The organism is Moorena sp. SIO2C4 (assembly GCF_010672485.1).
GTDB lineage: Bacteria > Cyanobacteriota > Cyanobacteriia > Cyanobacteriales > Coleofasciculaceae > Moorena > Moorena producens.
The window spans coordinates 1-1,188 of the sequence record NZ_JAAHGN010001531.1 but is presented as its reverse complement, the minus strand read 5'-3'; the positions used below and the strand labels follow the sequence as shown (position 1 = coordinate 1,188).

Genomic DNA, 1,188 nt, shown 5'->3' with positions numbered 1-1,188 from the left:
TGGTTGGACGTTCCTCCTCTGATTGCTGTTGCACCGGTTGCTCTTGTGGGTAGGGAGTTGGGTAGGCATCCCCCTCCATGTCTTCATATTCGTATTCGTATTCCACTGGCTCATTCAGACCGACGAAATCGCGCAGCTTATTAAAAATACCGCTCATAGTCAACTCTCCATCACAACTTTAGTGTAAGCTTCTGCAAAACCGATAATCGACCTTCTCTAGGGCAGCAGTCTTGAGTAGATGCTTAGACTAGAACGTAAACAGTCTAACTTACCCCATAAGCTTACTTAATAATTTTCACCCTTGAGAACACCACAAGGTTATCAATATAGAATATATATCTGCCTTCTGCTCGGGGTGTAGTTGTCGAAACCAACACTTAGCAGAAGGTTATGCCATTATATATAAGAGGGCAATATTGATGATGGATGTGGTTGGGTATATACTACCCCATTACAAGGCTCTAGCCATAACCTAATTTCAGAAAACCCTCACAATCATCGTTTATACCTACTTCTGGCGGTAATATCAGCCCATTCACCTTGTCCGGCTCCAAGGAGTCTCCCAATTAACCCGAACGGGTTTCCTAATGGAACTTATTGGAAGGTTTGCTGATGGATAATCCGAAGCTGCTCATAGTCAGCCGATGAACCACTGCGCCTAAGTAAGCGAAGGCGATTTTCTACCAACAGCCGAGCCTCAGAACGACTGATTGGCTCAAAGGCAATACCATTGGTGGTACTTTTCACCAAAAAGAAAAGTCTGTGGGCATAGATCGTAGTGAACAACTCTTGTTGTTCTTCAACAATGCAAACTCGAAACAGTAGACCAAAATTGGGGTGATTGAGGTAGTTTTCAGAACTCATCAAAATCCATATTAGGCGGGACTTGAGCACCGAACTATCTGGTAATGGTCAAATAAGTCATTTCCATGACTTACTTTCCCTTAGTCAGGTTAGTGATATTGTGCCAGGGGTGTAAGCATTCAGCTATCAGTCTTGAGCCTTGGCCTATGGCCACGCATCGCGTATTGCTCACGCTACTTGAGGTGCCGTCAGCTAATCAACGGTCGGTAGTAAACCAGCATCGGGGGTGCTGGTACGGCTGGTTTAAAATGCCTGCTCGTTTTACTGATCCGACCCCGTGCAGTTAAAGCGCCTGCTAGCACCTCTAGTAGCGATGCAGTGGCC

At 45.5% G+C, this 1,188-nt stretch carries 1 protein-coding gene; it reads right to left on the bottom strand.

The genetic code is table 11. The features are described 5' to 3' along the window. Positions 1-594 precede the first annotated feature (594 nt). Positions 595-864: a transcriptional coactivator PipX gene (pipX, locus tag F6K20_RS39270; protein WP_008186718.1), complete on the bottom strand. Its 270-nt coding sequence runs from the start codon at positions 862-864 to the stop codon at positions 595-597. Positions 865-1,188: the final 324 nt, after the last annotated feature.

What these genes read in the sequence shown, in the direction of transcription:
- pipX (WP_008186718.1), bottom strand. Translation starts at nt 864, where the DNA reads ATGAGTTCTGAAAACTACCTCAATCACCCCAATTTTGGTCTACTGTTT.